The sequence below is a fragment of the Pseudomonas sp. TE3-3-F2023 genome, assembly GCF_036784815.1.
GTDB classification, from domain to species: domain Bacteria; phylum Pseudomonadota; class Gammaproteobacteria; order Pseudomonadales; family Pseudomonadaceae; genus Aquipseudomonas; species Aquipseudomonas pudica.
Genome location: NZ_CP145113.1, coordinates 5,237,977 through 5,256,799, shown reverse-complemented (window position 1 = coordinate 5,256,799; position 18,823 = coordinate 5,237,977). Strand labels below are relative to the sequence as shown.

General features: G+C 64.6%; 14 protein-coding genes. 4 read left to right on the top strand and 10 right to left on the bottom strand.

Features of this window, described 5'->3' with window-relative positions; genetic code table 11:
* The first annotated feature begins 102 nt into the window (after nt 1-102).
* The 4 genes from V3314_RS24090 (at nt 103) to V3314_RS24075 (ending at nt 4,488) form a co-directional block, all read left to right on the top strand.
* Entirely contained in the window at nt 103-651 is a 549-nt protein-coding gene (locus tag V3314_RS24090; RefSeq protein WP_046616257.1) for a UPF0149 family protein, read from the top strand.
* Nucleotides 652-825: 174 nt separating this feature from the next.
* Nucleotides 826-1,455 carry a glutathione S-transferase gene (locus tag V3314_RS24085; protein WP_046616256.1) on the top strand — a complete coding sequence of 210 codons (630 nt, stop codon included), beginning with the start codon at nt 826-828 and terminating at the stop codon, nt 1,453-1,455.
* Nucleotides 1,456-1,482: 27 nt separating this feature from the next.
* A complete protein-coding gene (locus V3314_RS24080; RefSeq protein WP_338459729.1) occupies nt 1,483-3,519 on the top strand; it encodes a pyridoxamine 5'-phosphate oxidase family protein in 2,037 nt (678 codons plus the stop codon).
* A gap of 72 nt (nt 3,520-3,591) precedes the next feature.
* Entirely contained in the window at nt 3,592-4,488 is an 897-nt protein-coding gene (locus V3314_RS24075) for a LysR family transcriptional regulator (protein ID WP_338459728.1), read from the top strand.
* A gap of 1 nt (nt 4,489) precedes the next feature.
* On the opposite strand, the gene V3314_RS24070 is transcribed toward V3314_RS24075, so the two are convergent.
* The 10 genes from V3314_RS24070 to V3314_RS24025 are packed head-to-tail and all read right to left on the bottom strand — an operon-like array spanning nt 4,490 to nt 18,813.
* On the bottom strand, nt 4,490-5,080 hold the full coding sequence (locus V3314_RS24070) for a hypothetical protein (RefSeq protein ID WP_196183442.1): 591 nt from the start codon (nt 5,078-5,080) through the stop codon (nt 4,490-4,492).
* Nucleotide 5,081: 1 nt separating this feature from the next.
* The gene (locus tag V3314_RS24065) at nt 5,082-9,482 is read right to left on the bottom strand and encodes an RHS repeat-associated core domain-containing protein (protein WP_135002617.1); all 4,401 of its coding nucleotides are present in this window, start codon (nt 9,480-9,482) and stop codon (nt 5,082-5,084) included.
* A gap of 9 nt (nt 9,483-9,491) precedes the next feature.
* The gene (locus V3314_RS24060; protein WP_046616253.1) at nt 9,492-9,926 is read right to left on the bottom strand and encodes a DcrB-related protein; all 435 of its coding nucleotides are present in this window, start codon (nt 9,924-9,926) and stop codon (nt 9,492-9,494) included.
* 11 nt (nt 9,927-9,937) lie between these two features.
* Nucleotides 9,938-11,875, bottom strand: coding sequence for a type VI secretion system tip protein VgrG (locus tag V3314_RS24055; RefSeq protein WP_046616252.1), 1,938 nt, complete (start codon nt 11,873-11,875; stop codon nt 9,938-9,940).
* A gap of 11 nt (nt 11,876-11,886) precedes the next feature.
* The gene (gene tssH / locus V3314_RS24050) at nt 11,887-14,562 is read right to left on the bottom strand and encodes a type VI secretion system ATPase TssH (RefSeq protein ID WP_196183444.1); all 2,676 of its coding nucleotides are present in this window, start codon (nt 14,560-14,562) and stop codon (nt 11,887-11,889) included.
* Nucleotides 14,555-15,571 carry a type VI secretion system baseplate subunit TssG gene (gene tssG, locus V3314_RS24045; protein ID WP_338459727.1) on the bottom strand — a complete coding sequence of 339 codons (1,017 nt, stop codon included), beginning with the start codon at nt 15,569-15,571 and terminating at the stop codon, nt 14,555-14,557. The genes tssH and tssG overlap by 8 nt, the downstream gene beginning before the upstream one ends.
* The gene (gene tssF / locus V3314_RS24040; protein ID WP_085600961.1) at nt 15,568-17,430 is read right to left on the bottom strand and encodes a type VI secretion system baseplate subunit TssF; all 1,863 of its coding nucleotides are present in this window, start codon (nt 17,428-17,430) and stop codon (nt 15,568-15,570) included. Before tssF ends, tssG begins: the two co-directional genes overlap by 4 nt.
* Nucleotides 17,427-17,942: a type VI secretion system baseplate subunit TssE gene (tssE, locus tag V3314_RS24035; RefSeq protein WP_025340319.1), complete on the bottom strand. Its 516-nt coding sequence runs from the start codon at nt 17,940-17,942 to the stop codon at nt 17,427-17,429. Before tssE ends, tssF begins: the two co-directional genes overlap by 4 nt.
* Nucleotides 17,936-18,376 (bottom strand): hypothetical protein, encoded by a 441-nt coding sequence (locus V3314_RS24030; RefSeq protein ID WP_196183446.1) that lies wholly within the window; start codon nt 18,374-18,376, stop codon nt 17,936-17,938. Before V3314_RS24030 ends, tssE begins: the two co-directional genes overlap by 7 nt.
* A complete protein-coding gene (locus V3314_RS24025; RefSeq protein WP_025340317.1) occupies nt 18,373-18,813 on the bottom strand; it encodes a type VI secretion system amidase effector protein Tae4 in 441 nt (146 codons plus the stop codon). The genes V3314_RS24030 and V3314_RS24025 overlap by 4 nt, the downstream gene beginning before the upstream one ends.
* Between the last annotated feature and the right edge of the window lie 10 nt (nt 18,814-18,823).

Genomic DNA, 18,823 nt, shown 5'->3' with positions numbered 1-18,823 from the left:
TTTATGTTGACGCTTGGCTGCCCGTGTTTCTGCAACCGCGGGTAGCCCTTGGACGGTTCTGTGCTAGGGTGCACACACTTTTGCTTCCCAGGATGTCCACCCATGCTACCCGCCCTCAGCGAAAAAGAACTCGACCGCCTCGAAGACCTGCTGATCACCTACGGCAACGATTACTCGGTGCTGAACCTGGCCGAGCTCAATGGCTTTTTCACGGCGCTGGCCAGCTCGCCGGTCACCGTCACCCCGGAGCAATGGCTGCCCGTGGTGGCAGGTGGCAAGGTGCCGAAATTCAAGAAGCCGGCGCATGAAGAGGCCTATACGGCGTTGATGCTGCGCTACGCCAACCAGGTAGCCGAAGAGCTGAGCGATGACATCGACCGGTTCGAGCCATTGTTCGAGGAAAGCGAAGGCGAGCAGGGCACGGTGGTCGTGATGGAGGAGTGGTGCTTTGGCTACATGCGCGGCACTCAGGTCGCTGGCTGGGAGCCGCTGCCTGCGGAGCAGGATCAGTTGCTCAAGGCCATTTCGCTGCATGGGCTGGAGGATAACTTCGAGCTGTTGGACCAGATGAGCGAAGAGGACATCCAGGCCTGCGTACCGAAGGTGGTCGAGGCTGCACGTGGATTATTCCGGTACTTCAACCGGCACTGAATCCAGCGGGTGCCCCTGAGGCGGACGCTTGCAGGGGCTCTGGCCGGCGCGTGTGCCACGATTATTCCGCCATGTGAAATTATGGTTTCCCTGGCGCACTGATTCTGTTGCCAGGCGAACCCGTGCAGCATGTGCTCCATCAGCCCACCCCGGAGCTGACCAGGAGCCAAGCCCATGTCGAACCCGATCAAGCTTTACAACTTCCCCAAGTCCGGCCACGCCCACCGCATCGAGCTGATGCTTTCGCTGCTGAAGCTGCCCACCGAGCTGGTCTTTGTCGACCTGGCCAAAGGTGCACACAAACAGCCCGACTTCCTGGCGCTGAACCCGTTCGGCCAGGTGCCGGTCATTGATGACAACGGCACGGTGATTGCCGATTCCAACGCCATTCTCGTCTACCTGGCGAAGAAGTACGACAACGGCACCTGGCTGCCCGAAGAACCTGCCGCCGCCGCCCGCGTACAACGCTGGTTGTCGATCGCTGCCGGCCCGCTGGCATTCGGCCCTGCCGCTGCCCGCCTGGTGACGGTATTCGGTGCTTCGTTCAATACCGATGAAGTGATTACCCGCGCCCACACCTTGCTCAAGGTGATCGACGCCGAACTGGCCAAGGCACCCTTCCTGGCGGGTAGTACCCCGACCATCGCAGACATCGCCAACTACTCGTACATCGCCCACGCACCGGAAGGCAATGTGTCTCTGGAGCCCTATGCCAACGTACGCAGCTGGCTTGCGCGGGTCGAGGCGCTGCCGGGCTTCGTGCCCATGCCACGCACCGTGATCGGCCTGCAGACCAGCGCCTGACATCCCGCCACAGCGAGGAACGCCGCCATGCAACAGAACCCGGACCACCACTCCTCGCCTTGGCATGCGGGGGAGAAGACCCTGCAGGAAAAAGTCGGTGTCGCGGAGCGCATGGAGGCGTTCGGGCAGAAGGTCATTCGTGACTACATGCCCGACCAGCATCGTATTTTCTATCACCAGTTGCCGTTCATGGTCGCCGCCAGTGTGGACGCACTGGGGCGGCCCTGGGCAACGCTGCTGGAAGGGCCGGAAGGTTTCGTCAGCTCGCCGGACCCGCGCCAGCTGACGATCGACACTCAACTGCCAGCAGACGATCCCGCTACCCAGGGGCTGGCTGCCGGGCAGGCGGTCGGCCTGCTGGGGATCGAACTGCACACCCGCCGGCGCAACCGCCTCAACGGGCAGATCCGCCAGGCCGGCGATGGGCAACTGCAGGTGACTGTGGAGCAATCCTTTGGCAACTGCCCGCAGTACATCCAGCTGCGTGACTACACCCGTGTCGCGGAACCCGCCCAAGGGCGTGTCGATGCGACGACACTCGATGCCTCGGCTGTCAGCATGATCCAGGCAGCCGACACCTTCTTTGTCGCCAGCTATGTCGAGCATGACGACGGCCAGCGCTCGGTGGATGTCTCCCACCGTGGCGGGCGGCCCGGGTTCATCAAGGTCGAAGGCAACCGCCTGACCATTCCCGACTATGCTGGCAACCTGCACTTCAACACCTTGGGCAACCTGCTGGTGAACCCGCAAGCAGGGTTGCTGTTCATCGATTTCAGCAACGGCAACGTGTTGCAGCTATACGGGCATGCCGAGTTGCTGCTGGACAGCCCCGCCATCCAGGCATTCGAAGGTGCCGAGCGCTTGTGGACGCTGGAGATCGAGCAGGTGGTGTGCCGCCCGGCTGCCGTTTCCTTGCGTTGGGCCTTCAAGGAGTACGCGCCGACCAGCCTGATGACCGGCACCTGGGCCGAGGCCGACATACGCCTGCAGCAACGCCAGCGGCAGCGCCAATGGCAGGCCTGGCGTGTGCTGCGGGTGGAGCAGGAAAGCCGTGATATCCGCTCGTTCTACCTTGAGCCTCCTGCTGGCAGTGCAATGGCCTTTGCGCCGGGGCAGCATGTTCCGGTGCAAGTCCAGCTCGACGGCGAAGCGGCGCTGATCCGCACCTACAGCCTGTCCAGCGCGCCTTCCGACGGTTATCTGCGCATCAGCGTCAAAGCGCAGGGCCCGGCCTCGCGGCACCTGCATGAGCGCGTCGTGGCAGGCGATGTGCTGAACGTGCGCCCGCCGATGGGCAGCTTCACACTGGACCAGCAGAGCACACGGCCGCTGGTGCTGATTGGCGCGGGTGTGGGTATCACGCCGTTACTGGCCATGCTGCGCGAGCAGTTGAGCAAGGGTCAGGCACGGCGCATTCATCTGTTCCATGGTGCACGCAGCCTGGCCGACCTGCCGTTCCGTGAGGAGCTGGCAAGCTTGCGGCAACAGGCCGGCGGCCTGCTGCACGTGCACCGCGCCCTGAGCCAGCCGGAAGAGGATGCACTGGCGGGGCGTGATTACGAGTTTGCCGGTCGGCTGGGTATCGAGCAGGTTAAGGCGACGCTGGCGCTGGACGACTACGATTTCTACCTGTGCGGCCCGGGCAGTTTTACTCAGGACCTGTATGAAGGGCTGCGCGGGGTGCATGTGCCGGATGCGCGGATCCATGCCGAAGCCTTTGGCCCGTCGACGCTCCGGCGGCACACCGACGATGACCAGCCCACCCTGCAGCAACCACCTGCTGCCAGCGAGCCGGTACCGGTGTACTTTGCGGCTTCAGCCAAGGAGGCGCGCTGGGCGCCGGGTAGCGGGACGCTGCTGGAACTGGCCGAGGCTCGCGGATTGTCGCCGGAGTTCAGTTGCCGAGGTGGGTCGTGTGGTACCTGCAAGACCCGGTTGGTCAGTGGCCAGGTGCATTACCCGACCCCGCCGGCCGAGCTGCCGGAGGCGGGCTCGGTGCTGATCTGCTGTGCCGTGCCGGCCCGGGTCGAGGAGGGGGGGCAGGCGTTGGTGCTGGATATCTGATCGTGCTCGGTCCCCTGTCCAAAACGCTCAGATGAAAGATAATTCCGGTACTTCATAGCCCCAGGAGCCCGCATGGACCAGATCCACCTGATGAAGGTGTTCGTCGCCGTAGGCGAGCTGGAAAGCTTCGCCGCCGCTGCCCGCCGCCTGGACATCTCCCCAGCCGCGGTCACCCGTGCCGTCAGCGCCCTGGAAGATCAGCTGGGGGTCAAGCTGCTGCTGCGCACCACCCGTAGCGTACGCCTGACCGAAGCCGGGGGCCGCTACCTGGAAGACACCCGGCATATCCTCGCCAGCATCAACGAGGCCAACGAAGCCGCCGCCGGCATCAACGCCACGCCCAAGGGCGACCTGGCCGTCACTGCGCCCATCCTGTTCGGCAAGAAGTTCGTCATGCCGTGCATCGTCCACTACCTGCAGCAGTACCCCGAGGTTGACGTTTCCGCCTACTTCCTCGACCGCATCGTCAACATGGTCGAAGAGGGCATGGATGTGGCTGTTCGTATCGGCCCCTTGCCTGACTCCGGGCTCAAAGCACTGCGGGTGGGCAGGGTCCGGCGCATGCTGTGCGCCTCTCCCGAGTACCTGGCGCGCCACGGGGTGCCGAAGCACCCGTCCGACCTGGCGGAGCATGCGGTGATCGGTACCACCAACCTGTCGCCGCGAGCCGGCTGGCGTTTCGGAGTAACCGATGAGCCGACTCTGGTGCGCATGAAGCCTCGCTTGACAGTGACCAGCAATGACGGGGCAATCGCCGCTGCCAGCGGCGGGTTGGGCATTGCCCGCCTGCTGTCGTATCAGGTCGCGGAAGAGATGGCCAGTGGGCAGTTGCAGGTGATCCTTGCCGAATACGAAGAGGCGCCGTGGCCAATCCATATACTGCACCGGGAGAGCAAGTACGGTTCGGCCAAGGTCCGCGCCTTCATTGACATGCTGGCGCAGGAACTGAGGGCTCGGCAGCTGGACTGATTCAACCGAGCAGGGTGAATGTAAAGCAACCTGGGCACTGATGTTCCAGCCACTCCTTGGCTCGTTCGCTCAGGAAGTACCCACGATAGACATCCCCTTTGAAGAAATCGGCTTGCTCGTCGGCCTTGAGCACCTTGAGATACTGGCCGAGGTCGGCAGGTTCATGCTGTGGGTCCTTGAGCAGGTTGAGCTTGCCCACCACGAATACCTGCCAGTACTCCGGCATGCGCTTGGCAAGCTCAGGGTCATGCGGCAGGGAGTCGATGATCGAGCTCGGCCCGCCTTCCAGATCGAGGTAATCGGTAATGGGCTTGCTGGTATCCCAGTGCAGCCAGTCGATGTGAACGATATGGGTCTTCTCCAGGTGCTCGTAACGCCCGATCCCCTTCAGGCCGCTTTTTTCCAGGGCTTCCTTGACCGGCTGGGTGAGCACCAGCGAACCCGAACGTATGTAGGCGGCCGGGGTGTACGGGCCGGCCCGCTCGATGCTGTCTACATCGGTATCTTCGTCCCAGGCGATCATGCCCTGGAGCAGTACCGCGCCCCAGTCTCCCCAGGGAGTCGGCGCGTTGTCCAAGTGATAGATGTTCATGTCAGCCTCCGCAGCCCTTGCCATTCTTGCCGTAGCGACGCACATGGTTCCTCGTCGCCTTGGGTACATTGTATTGGCGCATCATCACCTTGATCTGCTTTTGCAGGTCCTTCTTGGTGAAGTTCGCGTTGTTGTTGAACCACTTCTTCCAGTCCTCGTTCCAACCTTTGGCGTGAATGTCGGCGTGGAATGCGTTCGGAATGCGCGAGATCTGCTGGTCGATGTAGCGTTTGGGGTTGCGAATTCCGGCAGCTTTCATCTGGTTACGGAAATCGCGGTCTTCTCGCCACATTTCTTGCGGGATCATGTGGTGGTCACGCATTGACGCCGGACCATGCCTGCTGCGCCAGGCTTCGGTGGTTCGCTTGATACCGCCCTTGGTATAACCGGTCAAGGTCAGCCAACCTAATGGATCGACCCATGTCACCGGGTTTGGCGCATACCGGTACAGTTGGTGACCACCAGACAGGCCAATCGGGTCAGGCTGGGTAAAGCGGCCTACCTCCGGGTCATAGAACCTGAAGGTGTTGTAATGCAACCCGGTCTCCCGATCCAGGTATTGCCCCTGGAAGCGCAGATTCTGTTCCTGCAGGCAACTGGCCTGGCGGGACTCATCGAGGGTAGAACCCCAGCCCAGATAGCTGGCCTGCCATACCACGCGTCCCTGTTCATCGGTCAGCCACTCCGGGAGCCCCCCGAGGTCATTATGGAAGTGCAGCACCTGCTGGTTCGGCCCGCTGCCGTCGATGCGTGCCAGCGGCTCATAGCCGTCACCCTCGTACAGGTACAGGCTTACCTGGCCATGGCGCTGTTCCTGCAACAGGCGTAATCCGTCCCAGGCAAAGCGCGTCTGATCGAGCAGCTGCCCGGCACCATCATGTTCGCTTTTTTCCACCCGCCGCCCGAGCGGATCGTAACGCATGCGTACACTGCGTTCCCGCCCTGCCTGGCGAGTGCGTACCTCTACCAGGCGGTGCTCTGCGTCGTAGCTGAAATGCTGTATGCCGCGCCGGCTGCTGCGCTTTTCCACCAGGCGGCCAAAGGCGTCGTAGCGGTAGCGCTTGTCCTGGTACGCCAGCAACCTGTCGTGCAGAACTGGCGCATTGGCCGTGGCATCCAGCAGGTTGCCGGCGGCATCGTAGCGGTAGGTTTCATGATTGCCGTTGGCAATGTCATGACTGCCCATCAGGCGCCCACCAGCATCAAGCTGGATGATCTGGTCATGCTGCACCTGGCCGGCTACCTGCCGCACGCGCCGGTTCAGGTCATCGCGCGGGTCGTATTCGAAGCGTTGCTGGAAAGGTGCGGGTAATTGCACGGGTTGGCTGGCGGGCCTGCATCTGCGGGTGCGCAAACGTCCGTTGCGGTCATACTCCTGATGTGTGAGCAGCGCGCCCTGGGTACGCTGCACTTCCCGGTGCAGGCGATCGCGTTCGTAGTCGTTGATGACATGTCCGTCCAGGTTGATCTGGTGCAGGTGACCGCTTCCGTAGTACATGCGGTTGATCCAGCGGCCATCGAACAACTGGGTGCGGCACAGGTTGCCCAACTCATCGTAGCGATGGCGCAGTACGCCGTTGCCACTGTGCTCCTCGACCAGTTGTCCCAGCGCGTCAAAGCACAATTGCAGGGTTTCGCTGTTGCCGGCAGCATCGTCGAAATGAACCTCGGTAAGGTTGTCGAGCTCATCGTAGCCATAGGTGGTAACGCCATCCGCGGTCGTCTTGGTAATCAGACGACCCAGGGCATCACGTTCCAGGCGGTGGACGATCGGCTCGACCGAGCTGTTGCCGGGCGTCGGGGTGTAGGCCACCTGCACCACATTGTGCAACGGGTCGTGACGGTACTCCCTGGCGGTTCCATCGAGAAACTGCTCGCGGACCAGGCGATTGGCGGCATCCCACCGGAAGTAAAAGTGCTCGCCGTTTTCGTTGGTCAGCGACAGCAGTCGACCGTAGGGGTCGACCTGGTAGTCAAGCGTGCGTCCTTGCGGGTCGATGGACTGGAGCAGGACACCACGGGCATCGAAGCGGTACGCGGTGATACCACCAGCGGGGTCGATCGCTTGCGTCAGTCTTCCTGCCTCATCGTAGCGATAACCTTCGCGGGTACCGTCTGGCCGTGTCACGCCAAGCAGAAGGCCATCGCTGTCGTACTCGAACTCGGTACGTTCGCTCAACGCATCGGTCACTGACAGCAAATGGCCGTTGCGGTCATAACGATAGCGTGTGATGTGGCCGGAGCAGTCGGTTTCCTGCAGCAGCAGTCCCAGGTCGCTCCAGCGCAGGGTTCGCGAATGCCCTGCGGGGTCGATGATCTCGGTCGGCTGGCCACGGTGGTCGTAGCGGTACTGCGTGACGTTACCTTGCGGGTCGGTTTCGCCGATACAGTTGCCGCGCGGATCATAGCGGTACTGCCAGCTGTTGCCGGCCGGGTCCATCGTCGAGCGCGGCAGCGACCAATGCTCCAGCCACTGCGTCGATTCGCTGCGCCCCAGCGGGTCGACGGTCTGGGTCAGGTTGCCCGAAGCATCGTAAAAGTACTGCCAGCGCCCTTCCATCGGATCGACCGCTGCGAGCAACTGACGCTCGTCGTCCCATTCAAACCGCCAGGTCGCGCCGACTGCATCAATGTATTCGGTGATCTGGTACTGGGCATTCCAGCGTCGCGTGCTGACACGTTGCAAGCCATCGGTGATCCGGGTCGTGCGCGCAGGGATGTCGTACTCGAACTGGTACTCATCACCGCCACTGCTCCTGTAATGCACCACCCGCCAGTCGTCTTCGGTCAATGCCCATTCGTAGAAGCAGCGCAGACCAGCAGCGTTCTCATGCTCGACCAGGCGCCGTTGTTCGTCGTAGACAAAGCGGCGGCGCAGCCTGCCCTGGCTGTCGTACACTGCCGCCAGGTCGCCACAGGCGTCGTACTGGTAACTGACCAGCAACTGCAGGTCGCCATCGGCATGGCGACGTTCCAGGCGGGCGACCCGTTGTGGCCACTGTGGCGCATAGTGCAACTCGACCTGTACAAGGTCGAACGTGTCACGCAGCCGGATCAGGCGCCCGCTTTCGTCATAGTCCAGATAGATGCGGTTGTCGTTGCGGTCACCCATGGCGCTCAGGCGCCAGTGGCCCGGTTTTCCAGGGGAGGGCTGGAACAGGCGGTACAGCCCTTTGTCGATATCCTCGATCAGGATTTCGTCCTGTTGCGAGCGGCGTACGCTCAATCCTTCACCGGCGCTGAACACGGCATCGGCGCGGGCAATGTAGCCCATGTCGATGACCCGAGCCTGTTCATCGGTAAACGACAAGCGCTCGCTGCCATCGGCGTCCAGGTGCAGTTGCACGAACACCTCGTACTCGATGCTCCAACCTGCGCCGAACAGCCCTTCACGGCGCTCGTCGCGGCTGTTGTAGAGCCGTTGCCAGTCCAGGGGCAGCAGCGCCTGCAGGCTGAAATCCAGCTCGTCGGGCCCGCACAGGATCTTTGCCCCGGTAGACGCGTGCACCGGGTTGGGTGAGCCGGACGTTGCCTGAACGATGGCATTGGTAACCTGCCCGGAGACGAAACTGCTCACCCCACCCAGCAGCATGCAGCCGAACTTGCTGTAGAACTTGCCGCCACGCCCGCGCAGCAGCATCAACGCGGTCACTGCCAGGCCAATGCCCGGCGTCTTGCCGCTGCGAATCTCGCGCACCACGATCGGCTCGCCACCGATGCGCACGTTGTTCGACACCAGGCCGCCATCGACGATCACCGCTTCGCAGGTGCTGCGGTCGCCGCTGCGGCAGGCCGGGTGGCCATTGATCAGCACTTTGCTGGACCCCTCGGCCAGGTACTGCGGTGGCATCGGCGGGTGCTTGCTGCACAGTACCTTGTCGTCCGGGGCTGGCAAGGTATTGGCAGCGGGCGTGGCTACGGTCGGCCGCCACATCTGCGAGAAGAAGCCCTTTGCCATGTCGAGGAAGGTTTCTTCCTTCGCCTCGCCAGCCTCGGCGCCGGCCTGCTCCAGCGGTGCCGGCGGGCCGGTGACGACGCCGGCGGCACGGGCCGCGCGCTTGCCGTTGGTGCGAGTGTTAGGCGAGCCACTGATGATGTTGGCCTGCACCGACGGCGGGAACAGGAAATTGCCGATGCCCTCGCATAATCGGCTCAGGCCCGTATCGGCGCCGGTCTTGGCCATGACCACACCGACCACCAGGCCGACCACTGCGCCCAGCACGAAGCAACCCAGGCCACCGGTGGCCACGGTCAGGCCGAATGCCGCCGCCACGGCAGCGGTGGCCAGGGCGCCGATGGCCACCGTGGCGGCGATTTCCAGCACACCCCCGACGATGTCGGCCAGCATCGAGGTGTGCATCAGCGCGTCGCCTTCGCGGGCGGCCCACAGAGCGTCGGACATGGTGCGCGATCAGCCCAGGTTGTCGAAGTCGAGCGACTGCTTGATGCTTGCCCAGTGCGCCGCTTCGGTCGCACCCAGCGGGCTGGCCTTGACGTAGCTCAGGGCAAACATCTTGCGCGTGCCAGGCAGCACCAGGGCCAGCTGGTACTGATAGACCTTCTCCTGGCCCTTGCTGAACTGGCTGCTCAGCTCGATGGCGGCGATCGCCTGCCCGGCGCCTACCTGCACCGCCTGGGCGGGTTGCATGCGCAGGTCCTTGACCTGCTGCTGCAGGCGCTGCAATTGGCCATCGAAATTGCTCTGCAAGGTTTCGCCTTCGGCCAGCAGGCTGCGGCTGATGATCAGCGAGGTAGCCAGCGCCTCGAAGCGCAGGATGTTGATACTGCTGTCCTGCACGGCGGCATCGGGCAAGGCCAGGCGGAATTCGTTGACGCGATAACTCATGACAGGTCTCGTTACTGGTCGGAGCCGGAGAAGATCGCCTTCACCGAGTCGTCGATGGTCTTTTTCACGCCCTGGTTGTCGGGCGCGGTCTGCGCACCACTGCCGACGTTCAGGTCGAGGGTGCCGTCGGTATTGATCTCGCCGTTCTGCCTGGCATGGAAGCTGAACTGCTCGCAGCTGATATTGATCTGGCCGCTGGCGTTGAGCTCGATCACGCTCTTGCCGCACACCAGGCGCAGGTTTTCGCCCACTTCGATCAGGTAGCTGGTGCTGACGCTATCGGTCTTGCTGGCGCCGACCAGCAACATGTCGTCGCGGCGCACGGCGCGGATGCGGTCCTGGCCTATGGTGATGGTTTCCAGCATGCCCACCGTCTGGGTACGGTTGATGCCGACGGCCAGCGTCTCGCTCTGCTCGACCACGGTGTCCATGTTGCGTTCGGCATGTACGTAGATCTGCTCGGCGCCCTTTTTGTCCTCCATGCGGATTTCATTGAAGTTGGCCGGGCTGCCACCTTTGCTCGAGCGGCTCTTCATGCCGCTTTGCGTAGCATTGGCGGGCAAGTCGTAGGGCACGCTCTGTTCGGCGTTGTAGACGCGGCCAGTGATGATGGGCCGGTCGGGGTCGCCTTCGAGGAAGCTGACAATCACCTCCTGGCCGATGCGCGGGATCTGCATCGAGCCCCAGTTCTTGCCGGCCCAGGCCTGCGATACGCGGATCCAGCAGGAACTGTTCTCGTTGGACTGGTCGTGGCGGTCCCAGTGAAAGTGCACTTTCACCCGGCCATACTGGTCGGTCCAGATCTCCTCGCCAGCGGGGCCGACCACCACGGCGGTCTGCGGGCCCTTCACGATCGGCCGCACGGTGCTGCCCTGCGGGCGGAAGCTCTGTTGTGCGTCGATGCAGCTGAGGTTGCTTTCGAATTGCGCTGCGCTGCTGCCGGTGCCGCTTTCCAGGCGCTCCTGATGCACGTAGTAGCGTGCGCCGACGATCAGGTACTCGCGGTTCTGGTCCTGGCGGGTGAAACCGCTGAGGCTGAACAGGTGGCCACTGCCCAGGCCGCGGGCGTTGCCGCGCAGCTCGACCCGCTCGTGCAGGCTCTGCAGCGATTCCAGGCGGGTACGCGCATAGTGTTCGCCATCCTGGCTTTGCTGGTAGGCGCCGGGGTAGTCGTACAGTGGGTAGTCACCGGCCTGGTGCGGGCGTGGCATGGCCGAGCGCACGTCGATGCGTGCGCTGGGGCGCTGGAAGTCGTAGTCGTTGAGCTCCAGCGAACCAGGCTGGACTTCCTGGGCCAGGTGCCAGTCGTTGATGTGGTCACGCTCGCGGTGCTGCCCGTCCGGCGGGTAGTAGGGCACGCTTTCGTAACCAGGCACCTGCGGGTGAGCGCCATAGGCGTCGGCCAGCACCAGCACGTGGCGCTGCGCTTCGTGGCGGAAGAAATAGTAGATGCCTTCTTCTTCCATCAGCCGGCTGACGAAGTCGAAGCTGGTCTCGCGGTACTGCACGCAGTATTCGCGTTCGCGGTAGCTGCGGCTCAGGGCATCCTCGAAGTCGGAAAAGCCCAGGTCGCGAAACACCTGCTTGATGATCTGCGGCGCGCTCAGGTGCTGGAAGATGCGGCAGTCGCTGGTGCGGGTCAGCAGCCACAGCCAGGGGCGCAGGGTGACCCGGTAGCTGGCGAACTGGCCCTGGTCCACCGACTGGCTGCAGCGGGCGACGATGCCATGGAAGTAGCGTGAGGTGCCCAGGCCCTGCTGCACGCTCAAGCTCATCGGCTTGCCCAGCAGGGCATTGAGGTCGATGGCCGGGTCGTCGCTGGTCAGCTGCAGCTCATAGTCGAACAGGCGGCCGAGCTCGTCGCTGCCACCCATTTCGGCCAGGATCAGCTTGTCCGGCCCCAACGGGCTGTTGATCTGCGCCAGGCGCGTGAACTGCGTGAACAGCATGGTCCGTCCTGTCAGTCGGCTGCGCCGAAGTCATAGTGCAAGTCGTTTTCGCGGCGGCTGATGCGCACGCTGGCCAGCGGCTTGCCTTCGAGCATGCGGGTAAGGAACTCGCGGCTCATGTCCGGCAGCAGGCCGTTGGTGAGGATGGCGTCGATCATGCGGCCACCGCTTTCTGTTTCGGTACAGCGCGAAACGATCAGTTCCACCACCCCTTCGTCGTAGGCGAAGCCGACCTTGTGCGTGCCTTCCACGCGCTTGCGGATGCGCTCCAGTTGCAGGCGGGTGATGGCCTTGAGCATGGCGTCGCTGAGCGGGTAGTAGGGGATTGTCACCAGGCGGCCGAGCAGCGCCGGCGGGAAGATTTCCAGCAGCGGCTTGCGCAGCTGGCTGGCCACCGCGTCTGGGTCGGGCAGGGCCTGCGGGTCGCTGCAGGTGCGCGCAATGAGCTCGGTACCGGCGTTGGTGGTGAGCAGAATCAGTGTGTTGCGGAAGTCGATCTGGCGGCCTTCGCCGTCCTCCATCACGCCCTTGTCGAACACCTGGAAGAAGATCTCGTGCACATCCGGGTGAGCCTTTTCCACCTCGTCCAGCAGCACCACGCTGTACGGCCGGCGGCGCACGGCCTCGGTCAGCACCCCGCCTTCGCCGTAGCCGACGTAGCCAGGTGGGGCGCCCTTGAGGGTCGAGACGGTATGGGCCTCCTGGAACTCGCTCATGTTGATGGTGATCAGGTTCTGTTCACCGCCGTACAGCGCCTCGGCCAGGGCCAGTGCGGTCTCGGTCTTGCCCACGCCAGAGGTGCCGGCGAGCATGAACACGCCAATCGGCTTGTTCGGGTTGTCGAGGCCGGCGCGGGAGGTCTGGATGCGCTTGGCGATCATTTCGAGCGCGTGGTCCTGGCCAATGATGCGCCTGGCCAGCAGGCTGTCGAGGTTGAGCACGGTCTCGATCTCGTTGCGCGCCATGCGTCCCACCGGAATCCCGGTCCAGTCGGCCACCACCGAGGCGACTGCCTGGTAATCCACGGTCGGCAGGATCAACGGGCTCTCGCCCTGCAGGGCGCTCAGGCGCCGTTGCAGGTCGGCCAGCGTTTCGCGCAGTTCAGGGTTGCCTGGCACCTGCGCGTCCTGGTCGACCACCCCGGCCTGGTCGCGCAGCTGGGCGCGGGTGGCCAGCAACTGGTCGACCAAAGCTTTCTCCTCAGCCCAGCGGCTTTCCAGCGTGGCCAGGCGTTGGCGCTCTTCGGCCAGCAGGGTGTCGGCCTGGGCCTGGCGCTGCCCGGTAGGCACGCCGATGGCGGCTTCACGAGCGATGATCGCTTGCTCGACCTCCAGCGCCTCGATACGCCGGCGGCTGTCGTCGACCTCGGCCGGCACCGCGTGCAGGCTGATGGCCACGCGCGCGCAGGCGGTATCGAGCAGGCTCACCGACTTGTCCGGCAGCTGGCGCGCCGGGATGTAGCGGTGCGACAGCTTGACTGCGGCTTCGAGTGCTTCGTCGAGGATCTGCACCTGGTGGTGCTGCTCCATGGTCGATGCCACCCCACGCATCATCAGCAGCGCCTTGGCTTCGCTCGGCTCGTCCACCTGCACCACCTGGAAGCGACGGGTCAGGGCCGGGTCCTTCTCGATGTGCTTCTTGTACTCGGCCCAGGTGGTAGCCGCCACCGTGCGCAGGCTGCCACGGGCCAGTGCCGGCTTGAGCAGGTTGGCCGCATCGCCGGTGCCGGCGGCGCCACCGGCACCGACCAGGGTATGGGCTTCATCGATGAACAGGATGATCGGTTTGGGCGAGGCCTGCACATCCTCGATCACCTGGCGCAGGCGTTGTTCGAACTCGCCTTTCATGCTGGCGCCAGCCTGCAGCAGGCCAACGTCCAGGCTGCGCAGCTCAACGTCCTTGAGCGCCGGCGGCACGTCGCCAGCGACGATGCGCAAGGCGAACCCTTCGACCACGGCGGTCTTGCCGACACCAGCTTCACCGGTAAGGATCGGATTGTTTTGCCGGCGCCGCATGAGGATATCGACCAGCTGGCGGATCTCTTCGTCACGGCCGACGATAGGGTCGAGCTTGCCGCTTCGGGCCTGTTCGGTAAGGTCGACGGTAAAGCGCTTGAGCGCCTCCTGCTTGCCCATCGCCGCAGGCGCCACGGCGCCGCTGGCCTCGCCAGGCTGCGCAGCGCTGAAACCGTCGGTGGCGGCCAGGTGGTTCTCCGGTGAGTCTCCCACGTACTCGTCGAAGCGTTCGCTCAACGCCTCGACCTTCAGCTTGGCGAACTCGCTCGACAGGCCCAGCAGGGCATGACGCAGGCCAGGTGTCTTGAGGATGCCGACCAGCAGGTAGCCGCTGCGCACCTGGCTCTCGCCGAACATCAGGCTGCCGTATACCCAGCCGCGCTCGACGGCTTCTTCCACCTGCGAGGAAAGGTCGGTGATCGAGGTCGAACCGCGCGGCAGCCGGTCCAGCGCATCGGTCAGGTCGCGGGCCAGGCGCGCCGGCTCGATATCGAACTGGCGCACGATACGGTGCAGGTCGCTGTCCTGCAGTTGCAGCAACTGGTGCAGCCAGTGCACCAGTTCGACATAGGGGTTGCCCCGCAGCTTGCAGAACACCGTTGCGGCCTCGATGGCCTTGTAGGCGATGCTGTTGAGTTTGCCGAACAGCGCGGCGCGGCTGATTTCACCCATGGTCCTGGTTCCTTGTATGGTGGGCGGCGGCCGGCTGGTCGGCGTAATACCGGGCCAGCTTCAGGTCGCGTGCATCGTGCGGAGGGCGGCCAAGCCAGGTATCGAAGCCCAGGCGTTGGCCGGCATTGAGGTGCAGCGCAGGCACCTGGTCCTGCGCGAGGATCAGGTTGAGGTCCCAGTCCAGTTCCTGGCCCAGGTATTCGGCGACCCATGCCGCCAGTTCGACGAAGGCCTGCCCGCCGGGCAGCAGGGCGTGGTACTGGTCGAGGCTGAGCGGGCCGAGGCACAACCGGAACTTGTGCTGGCGGTCCCAGGCGTAGCGGCCCAGGCACAGGTCCACGCCCAGGCGGTTGGCGCGCACGCCGAGCTGGCTGCGTTCGGGCAGCTCAAGCCACTGGCCGACGTATTCTTCCAGCGTCACAGGTACGCCGAAATAGCCGCTCAGTATGCTGCACAGGCCGTCCGGGTAGCGTGTTTGCGCGCTCAGGTGGCCGGACCAGTGCAGTTTGGCGGTGTCGGCCAGTGCGCCCTGGCCTTGCAGTTCGGGTTGGCCACGGCCACTGAGCGCCGCCAGGCGCGCGGCCCAGTAGTCATCCCCCGGGCGATCGTGGCTGACGGTCGGCCGGGCTTCGGCCCAGGCACGGTAGAACAGGCTCAGCAGGCGGTGATGGAAGACGTCCAGGAACGCCTTGCTGGTCGAATCGGCATGGTTGCGCTGGCGCTCGCGCATGTATTCGGTCAGGTGCAGTGGCAGCGGCCCGTTGGGGCCACCGAGGCCGAAGAAGAACTGCTCCAGGCGCGCCGGCTGGTTGCCGTCGGCGCTGACCGAGGCCAGGGTCGACGGGGCGAACCCGCAGTCCAGGCGCTGGCCCAGGCGCACAGGCTCGTCGGCCAGGCGCAGGGAATGACCGAAGCGTGGCAGCTCGGGGTATTGCGCTTCGAGGCGGCGCAGCGCCTGGAAGAAATCGTACGCCCAGGGCTCGTCCTGCATGGCCTGCAAGGTGTTCATAGGGTCGGCCTGCGCCCCGGTTTGGCCGACCAGCGCATGATCTCGCCGCGTTCGCTGGTGCGCAGTACCGTTTCGGTGAAGCTGTTGATCGACACGTAGCGGGTCAGGAAACGCTCGAACACCGCGCCGAGCAGGAACACGCCGGTGCCGCGGAAGGCGTTTTCGTCGAAGGTCAGGGTTATCTCCAGGCCACGCCCGAAAACGATCGGCCCGGGCATCGGCAGGCGTCGGGTGCAGGGCTTGCTGCTGACGTCGCGCAGGCCGTCGATCTGCAGGTTCAGGGCGCTGTCCTGCGGGTCGCCATACAGGCGCAGCAATTCGCGCAGGGCGGCGGCGCCCTGGCCGTGCTCGGCCAACGACAGGTAGTTCAGCGACAGCTGGCTGATCAGGCGCCAGGCGCGGTTGTCATGGGCATGGCTGGCCTTGGGCCGGCTTGGGCCGGCCAGGCAACGCACGCCGGCGACCGGTGCGCTGTCGGCCAGGCTGAAGTCGCTGCGCCCGTCGCCAACACTCATGAACAGAGGCAGGTCGCGGTTGCTGCACAGGGCGCTGATACCCAGCTGGCGCAGGTCGTGGCGGTAGGGGGCCTGCTGGCCGTCGACCAGGCTGATGAACGTTTCGCTGCCCATGTAGCTGGAGCGGGTGCCATTGCGACGCTGGTCGCTGGACAACACCCGCGGCTCCCGGCGCACTATGTAGTAGGCCTGGTCGCGGCCGTAGCGCGACGGGTCGCGCACCGCGTAGAACGGCAGGAATTCCTGATCCGGCCCGGTGCCGTGGCCGGTGACCCGCTGCAGGGAATGGATCTCGAAATCGGTGGGCCGGGTGCGGTCGGCGATCACGTGGTGTTCATGCACCCGATCGGAAAGGTGCAGGCGGTCGACACGGCGCGGGAACAGGTTGATCGCCGGGGTGCAGAACGGCACGAACTGGCTCGCGCCGACGCTGCTCTCCAGGCTCTGGTCGAAGCGTTCGAACAATACCAGCACTTCCAGCGTCTGGCCGGTGCAGCGCTGTACGGCCTGCTCCAGCCCGGCAAAATCGACGAACAGGAAGCGCTGCGGCAGGGCGAAGTACTCCTGCAGCAGGCGGTAGCCCTGGAAGGCCTGGGGCACCACCGGCAACGCCGCTTCACGGTCATCGAAGCCACACGGGCGCAGGGCCTGTTCGACCGGAATACGTTCCACCCAATCGGCGCCGGGTTGGCGCACGAACACCGCACAGGCACTGCCCAGCAGTTGCTCGTAGAGACGGAACGGAGTCTCGTCGGCGCCGTTGAGGTACAACGGCAGATGGCTGAGCGGCAAGCTGGCGAACGGCAACTCGGCGCCACTGCGCAGGGTCAGGCGCAGGCCGGCGCGGGCTTGCGGCACGCTGCTGGCCAGGCGCCCGAGCACCGCGCCGGGGTTGCCGAAGTACTCGGCGCGGGCTACCTGCAAGGGCCACAGGGTGACGTCCTGGGTACTGCGGAACTCGCACGGGGTCTGCGAGTTGCGCCCCAGGTTGGCGCGCAGCACGCTGTCGCGCGGCAGGCGGAACCCGGCGGCCAGGGACCCCTCGTCGGGGTCGGTCTGCAGTTGCACCACGGTCATCGACGGGGTCGGCGCCAGGTAGTGCGGGTAGGCAATCTCCAGCAGGTTGTGGGTGAAGGTCGGGTACTCGGCATCCAGCTTCAGCTGCACCCGCGCGGTGAGGTAGGCGAAGCCTTCGAGCAGGCGCTCGACATAGGGGTCGGCACACTCGATGCCGGACAGCGTCAGGCGCCCGGCGATCTTCGGGTATTCCCGGGCGAACTCCGCCGCACTCTCGCGGATGTGCTGCAGCTCCTGGTTGTACAGCTCGAGCAGGCGTGGGTTCATGCACGCCTCCGGCGCTCGGCAGGGGCCACGCGCACATGGCCGGACTCAAGGTCCACCTCGGTCTGCAGCAGCAACGGCAAGGCCGCTGGCTGGGCCCACAGGTCGCCTTCGATTTCGAAACTCAGGGCGTTGGCATTCATCTCGCCGGGTGCGGCCTGGGCACGCACCTTCAGGGTATGGGCGAGGATACGTGGCTCGTAGGTGGCGATGGCCTGGTGGATGATGCGCTCCAGGGCGGCCAGGTCGATGTTCGAGGCGCTGTTGCCGGCCAGGGCCGGCAGGCCGTAGTTGATCACCGAAGCCCCGGCGGGGGTGCCCAGGGTGGCGGCGCTGTCGAGCAGCGAAGTGGTGTTGAGCAACCAGGCGAGGTCGCGCAGTACCGAGGCCTTGAGCTGGTGCAGGCTGAGCACGCGCTTGTCCGGTGCTTCCTGCGGGTTGCCCGGGTCGTCGTCGGTCAGGCGGTCCAGCAGCGAGGGCTGCAGACGGTCGCGGGCGGCGATTTCGGCTACCACTCGAACAGCCCCACGAAGTTCTTCTGGTCTACAGGGCCGTTCGAACAGCTGGCGCCACGTGCCAGGATGGAAGGCTCCAGGCGTTCGCCCAGCTGTCGAACAGCCTGGTACTGGCTCTCGCAACGGCCGGGTTGTGACGGGTCTGGCTGCACATGGCTGACAATGATGATCTGCGCGCCATTGAACTGCTCCACGCGAGGCTTGCCGCCATCTCGCTCCGGGCTGAGCTGGCAGGGCCAGGGCATCTCCAGTTGCAACAGCGAGGCATCGGCCTTGCGCAACGCGCAGCGGCCTTCGTGGTTCACCAGTACAAGCTTTTTCCCGGCAAGGTAGACCTCCGGCGCCGCGTTCGATGAAGGAGCGGGTGGCTGTGCACAGGCATTCAGGGCGAACGCGACCAGCAGGGCGGGCATGGCTTTGGGCGCACGTTTCATTTCAGCTCCCAGAACCAGACGGCCTTCGAACGATGGGCCTGGTCGGCGAAATAGCCCGTGACCCGGCCTCTGTCCCACAGGTCGATGTGATCGCCGGTACGGTTTTCGAATGCCTGCCCGGCACGGGCGAAGCAGTCCTTGAAGAAGATGATGCCGCGCTTTTCGCCGAGCTTGAGGCGGTCGCTTGCGCTGCCGCTCAGTTGCAGCGGGGCGCCGAGATGGTGCTTCCACAGCCAGTTGGCCAGCGATTCGGCACCCCGCGCATGGCCATGGGCACAACGTGGTTCGCTGTAGGTACCGGCGTTCACCTTGATGGTGTGCTCGCCGTTGAGCGCGATGCTCATGCGAATGGCGCACTGGTTGTCCCAGCCGCCGTCGCAAGGCGAGGAGTCGGTCGGGTAGGCATTCCAGAGGTTGATGAAAGAAGGCTTGGCCATGGGGTTCACC

Coding starts and splice junctions, on each gene's coding strand:
- tssH (WP_196183444.1), bottom strand. CDS start 14,562: ATGGGTGAAATCAGCCGCGCCGCGCTGTTCGGCAAACTCAACAGCATC.
- tssF (WP_085600961.1), bottom strand. CDS start 17,430: ATGAACCCACGCCTGCTCGAGCTGTACAACCAGGAGCTGCAGCACATC.
- tssG (WP_338459727.1), bottom strand. CDS start 15,571: ATGAACACCTTGCAGGCCATGCAGGACGAGCCCTGGGCGTACGATTTC.
- V3314_RS24065 (WP_135002617.1), bottom strand. CDS start 9,482: ATGTCCGACGCTCTGTGGGCCGCCCGCGAAGGCGACGCGCTGATGCAC.
- V3314_RS24060 (WP_046616253.1), bottom strand. CDS start 9,926: ATGAGTTATCGCGTCAACGAATTCCGCCTGGCCTTGCCCGATGCCGCC.
- V3314_RS24025 (WP_025340317.1), bottom strand. CDS start 18,813: ATGGCCAAGCCTTCTTTCATCAACCTCTGGAATGCCTACCCGACCGAC.
- V3314_RS24090 (WP_046616257.1), top strand. CDS start 103: ATGCTACCCGCCCTCAGCGAAAAAGAACTCGACCGCCTCGAAGACCTG.
- V3314_RS24085 (WP_046616256.1), top strand. CDS start 826: ATGTCGAACCCGATCAAGCTTTACAACTTCCCCAAGTCCGGCCACGCC.
- V3314_RS24055 (WP_046616252.1), bottom strand. CDS start 11,875: ATGCTGTTCACGCAGTTCACGCGCCTGGCGCAGATCAACAGCCCGTTG.
- V3314_RS24075 (WP_338459728.1), top strand. CDS start 3,592: ATGGACCAGATCCACCTGATGAAGGTGTTCGTCGCCGTAGGCGAGCTG.
- V3314_RS24030 (WP_196183446.1), bottom strand. CDS start 18,376: ATGAAACGTGCGCCCAAAGCCATGCCCGCCCTGCTGGTCGCGTTCGCC.
- V3314_RS24080 (WP_338459729.1), top strand. CDS start 1,483: ATGCAACAGAACCCGGACCACCACTCCTCGCCTTGGCATGCGGGGGAG.
- V3314_RS24070 (WP_196183442.1), bottom strand. CDS start 5,080: ATGAACATCTATCACTTGGACAACGCGCCGACTCCCTGGGGAGACTGG.